The sequence below is a fragment of the Sulfuricurvum sp. genome (assembly GCF_028688295.1).
Classification (GTDB): Bacteria; Campylobacterota; Campylobacteria; order Campylobacterales; family Sulfurimonadaceae; genus Sulfuricurvum.
Genome location: NZ_JAQTYM010000103.1, coordinates 1 through 4,970, shown reverse-complemented (window position 1 = coordinate 4,970; position 4,970 = coordinate 1). Strand labels below are relative to the sequence as shown.

Here is a 4,970-nt window from a genome sequence, read left to right as displayed (position 1 = left end):
TTCCCATCATACACACCCGATTCATTAACATCATACATCGCGCTAATGAGAAGTTTTTCAGAGCGTTTTTTATCCCCTTTCTCTTGCTCATAGGTACTCTTAGGAATCTCTACCATCACGACACCCTCATCGTTTGGCTTGATAGTGTTTACCCAACCACTTTCCAATTCCGCAACAATAGGGATATTTTTTAACAACTCCCCTTTGTAATAAACTTTTAGAGGAATAATATCGCCGACATATAAGCAACAATTAACATGATGTTTATGAATAGGTTTTTCCATCATCAGTTGAAACGGCAGTTGCGAAAGCGGTTCACTCAAATAGCGTGAATCGGAGGTTTTCCCGCGTACTTCTTTCGTCCATGAACACGAAAGGTTCCCCTCTTTGTTATACATGCGATGAGATGAGAGTTGAACATTGAGAACACCATCCACAACCTCTTGATGTTTTAAAAAGAGGTGATAATTACCTTTGTATTGAGGAGTGAAGCTAATTTTTGAGCCTGAAAGATTGTGCTCTTCAATCTTGCCGTCCATGTCGCGGATATACAACACCGAACCACTCAAACTTTTGAGTTTTTCATTTTCCTGAAGAGTGCCCGATTTGACAGACAACTCTTTTTGAGGGGTTGATCCCAGCTTCGCTTCACAGCATTTTTTCTTTTTGGCTTCGTCGAGCCAGAGTGTTTCAGCAGAAAGCACTGAAACACATACAATTAACAGTAAATAAATACTCTTTTTTAACATATTATGATCCATCAAAAGGTCATAATCAGTTCAGCGGTAACGTTTCTACCCGGCAATAATGAATATTGATAGACTGTTTCATCCGTCAGATTGTTCACGGAAAGGGAAATTTTAAGCCCTTTGTTAATTGCATAATCAGCTTTCACGTTCGTCATCCAATAGGCATCATAACTTCCGAATACCCCTCCGACATCCGCAGCGTTTGACTCTGTCGAGAATACTTCATCAGAATATTTTGTTTCTACCAATCCCGACCAATCTCCATATTTCGCCGAAAGTGCCCCACTCCACATTCGTGTCGGAGTTTGTGCTAGTTTATTCCCTACCGTAGTAGGGTCAGCTTCATTTTTTAGCACTTCAGAATCGATATAAGAGTATGATAAATCAAGATTTAGCCATGATGTTAAATTCGCATTGGCAGTAAGTTCAATACCTCGAACACGCGCTTCACCTGCATTCGCTTTTTCAATGTGAGTCGCATCAATAGTTTTTCCATAGATCATATCTTTCAGCGTGGTTTGGTAGAGTGAAACGCCCGTTTTAAGATCCGTAGTAGCTCTCCATTCACCCCCTATTTCATACGTCGTTGCAACTTCAGGTTTCAGATTCGGATTGCTTTGATAATATTTACTGCAACAGTAGAGTGTCCCGTATAATTCATAATTATCCGGTGCGCGAAATGATTTTCCGGCAGACGCACGCAGCGTAATATCCTCTATCGGCAAATAGACCACCGATAATTTTGGACTAAAGGCACTGTCTGTTCGCTCTTCAAATGTGTTGTTGTAAGCACCCGTTCCGATTTTAAAGTTATTTCCTTCGGTTTTCCAGCGGTCATAACGTCCGCCAACATAAACGGTAAATGTATCGCTTAATGCGATCTCATCTTGGAGAAATATTGAACTTGTTGCTGATTCGCCGTAGGCTCCTTCCGTAGCAGACCCTGTTACTGAATCTTCATCTCTCCAATTTGTGAGATTATAAACTTTGCGATCTAACTCGGTATTTCGTTGATTCAATCCGACAGTGATGTAATTCATATCACTCAATTCAAATGCGGTTTGGATTAAAACATCCAACGCTTCACTCGGATTTTCCTTCTTCGTTCCCAAACCGGAATAAAACGTAGCACCCGTCCCTTTTTCGGTGTATTGATTACTGATTCTAGCTTTTGCTATCTCAAATTTCGTCTTATATTTACCATTGATTTCACCGTCGTATCCTACAAAAAAACGTGTACTTCCCTGTTCCAAAGGAGAGGTATTGGCAAAATCGGTCTCTGCCAGACTAATCTTATTGCTACCGTCAATACTCATACTGGTATTATTGGTGATATTATTACCACTGGCATCATATAGATAAGAGTGAAAGTCGCCTTGATCGGTTTTATAAACGTTGTAATTGATTCCTCCGTAGAGTTTCGATTTAGAATCTAAATCGTAAGTCAGTTTTAATGTGGCATTGTTTTGTGTCCATGCCATTTCACCTTTATCCCCAAGAGTATAGGCAGAAGCTCCGGCTGGAGTTGTTGTCGGTATACCACCCGTAACAGGTGTTGTTCCAGCAGTTGTACCAGGAGTTTTTACAACGAACTCATTCACATATCCGTCACGATCTTCTCGGCTGAGTCCAAGTGTTACACCTATTCCATTTTCATAATGATTGCGGTGATACAGTGCGAAATCGTTCCCTGCCGCATCTCCAAAACCTCTTTTATATCGTACGGTTGTTTCAGGTTTATTCGATTTTTTTGTAATGATATTGATAACCCCCCCGATAGCATTACTCCCATATAACGAAGAAAATGCGCCCGGAACGACTTCGATACGTTCCACATCATCCGTCAATATAGTTCTAAAATCGACTTTACTTGAAAATCCATCGACCAATGGAACCCCATCAACTAACACTGCTGTTCGTGATGAATTCATACCTCGTAGTGTAAAACTTCCTGCCACAGTCCCTTGACTCATTTGACCGTTCATCGGAGTCCCCATACTAAGACCCGGAACCATCTGTAACGCGTCACTCACACGAGATACGTTTCTCTGTTTTAATTCTTCATTTGAAATAACCGTAACCGATGCAGGAGAATCGGATAATGCTTGCTCAGTTTTTGTTGCCGTAACTGATACATTTCCCAAATCGACTATTTCAGCCGTCGCAATTGATCCATACAATGCTATTACTGCTGTAATAGATAATTTAATACACTTCATTCAATTTCCTTAAAGATTTATCAAGCGTAATTGTTTCAAAGAAGTGTTACATTAGTGTTAAATAAAAAAATAAAATTAACACTAATGTAACACTTTTAATTCATAATTCAATTTGAACTTAGTTTTTTAACTAAAAAGACACCTTAAGGAAATAGGCATTGGAAATAACACTTCTCCTCTCCCTTTTCATCGTCGCTCTCTCCTATGGAGCAACCGCGTGCATGCTCACCTGTATGCCGCTGTTATCGCCGATCCTTTTAGCCAATAGCACAACACGTCAACAAAGTTTAAACGTTTTACTCCCTATCAGTTTAGGACGGATAAGCGGCTATATTTTCCTATCCCTCGTCGCCTATGCAGGTGCCAGTATGGTTAAAACGATTATCAGTGATACGGCTCTCATGGGATACTTGCTCGGGAGTGTTACCCTCATTCTCGCGGGGCGGCTATGGTTTTCACTCAAAGCCTCCTCTTCGTGCTGCACCACCTCACACCAAGAGCCCCAAGGGAAAATTCCTCTCTTTATCACCGGAGCCCTTTTATCTATGTCTCTTTGCGCCCCCGTCATCACCATGATGACTCTCAGTGCCACATCCCATTCGCTTTTATGGGCAATAGCGTATGGATTTACATTCGGTCTTGGAGCAACACTTTTGTGGTTTCTCTTTTTCTCGGTCGTTTTGACTCAGATTCTTAAAGAGAGTTTGGCTCACCTCTCCCGTTATCGAAATTTTCTCCAACACGCCGCACCGATTCTCCTCGCAGGGGTCGGTATCGCCATATTTACAGGATGGATACACCTATGATGACAACTGCACGCAAATCATTTCTCGTTTCACTTGCTTTTCATGCCCTAATGGGGTCATTGGCTTTTTTTGCTCTCGTCCAAATGCGTACCCCGCCCCCAATGATGAAAATTGAAACCAAACACATGATGCTGGTCTCTTTGTCTCCGTCTACATCTATGCCAAAACAACCGCAAATCTCCGAACCGATACCGGTAGTTACCCCCCAGCAACCAGCCCTAAAACCAATAAAATCTCAGCCGATTATCCCAACAGTTACGAAGAGTGTACAAACACAACCAACACCTACCACAACACCTGCTATAGCACCGCAACCAGTTGTATCAACACCACAGCCAGTCCAACATACGCTCCAAGCTATTCCAGCTCCCGCCGCTATAGCATCTAAACCAAAAATAGATACGGCTTCTGAAAAACGGGCTTTTTTTAGCTCTCTAAGAAACACGATCCAACGCAATCTACGCTACCCGAGCGCCGCACGACGCAGAGGGATGGAGGGCGAAATTGGCGTCCATTTTACCCTCTCATCCAATGGAGAAATCAACGGTGTATCGGTTCAGCGAGGAGAGGGGATATTCCATAATGCCGCAATTGCAGCGGTAAACGCGGCATCTGGAATCGATATCCCGAAAAATCTAACCGACAGCCTTCCCATGGAGATAGACTTGACGTTAGAATTCAAATTAAACAGTTAAATTACAAGCAAATCTTAGTTGACTTTATGCTACGATATTAACTATTTGAATAGATCTAGTCATTTGAGGATTTTGCGTGTACCTAAGATTTTTATCCCTTTATTTCGTCGCCTTAACCTCATCGATCTATGCTGATAGCTATGAGTTTGGTCATGGGTACACACTCCATGATTCATTAACTGCCGGCGGCTATATCTCTTCTGAATTTGAATCCAATGAACAATCTGATGGCTTTACCATCGATGATGTTGCGGTTATGGCATATGGCAACATTGGATCCAATTTTTCCTATTTGGCAGAGTTGGAAGCAGTAGGTTTCTATCATAAAAATTTGACCGATGGCAGCGAGGATGGAAGTCAAAAATTTCATATTGAGCGATTATATGGGGACGTTTGGTTGTCCGATGCCTTTAATTTTCGTTTCGGGAAACAAATAACCCCTATAGGGTACTGGAATCTTGAACCGATCAATGTTCTGCGAGACACCACCTCTAATCCTCT

5 protein-coding genes are annotated in these 4,970 nt (G+C 41.9%); 3 read left to right on the top strand and 2 right to left on the bottom strand.

What is annotated here, in order from left to right; genetic code table 11:
* The coding region (locus PHR02_RS12925; RefSeq protein ID WP_299992637.1) for a hypothetical protein at positions 1–749 on the bottom strand (749 nt) is incomplete at its 3' end.
* Between the two features lie 11 nt (positions 750–760).
* The gene (locus PHR02_RS12920) at positions 761–2,968 is read right to left on the bottom strand and encodes a TonB-dependent receptor (protein WP_299992635.1); all 2,208 of its coding nucleotides are present in this window, start codon (positions 2,966–2,968) and stop codon (positions 761–763) included.
* A 158-nt stretch (positions 2,969–3,126) separates the two neighbouring features.
* On the opposite strand from PHR02_RS12920, the gene PHR02_RS12915 reads away from it, so the two are divergent.
* The 3 genes from PHR02_RS12915 to PHR02_RS12905 form a co-directional block, all read left to right on the top strand.
* Complete coding sequence (locus tag PHR02_RS12915; protein ID WP_299992633.1) at positions 3,127–3,774, top strand: sulfite exporter TauE/SafE family protein; 648 nt, start codon at positions 3,127–3,129, stop codon at positions 3,772–3,774.
* Positions 3,771–4,469, top strand: a complete 699-nt coding sequence (locus PHR02_RS12910) for a TonB family protein (protein WP_299992631.1) — start codon at positions 3,771–3,773, stop codon at positions 4,467–4,469. The genes PHR02_RS12915 and PHR02_RS12910 overlap by 4 nt, the downstream gene beginning before the upstream one ends.
* A 76-nt stretch (positions 4,470–4,545) precedes the next feature.
* Positions 4,546–4,970: hypothetical protein (locus PHR02_RS12905; protein WP_299992629.1), on the top strand; the 425-nt coding region annotated here is incomplete at its 3' end.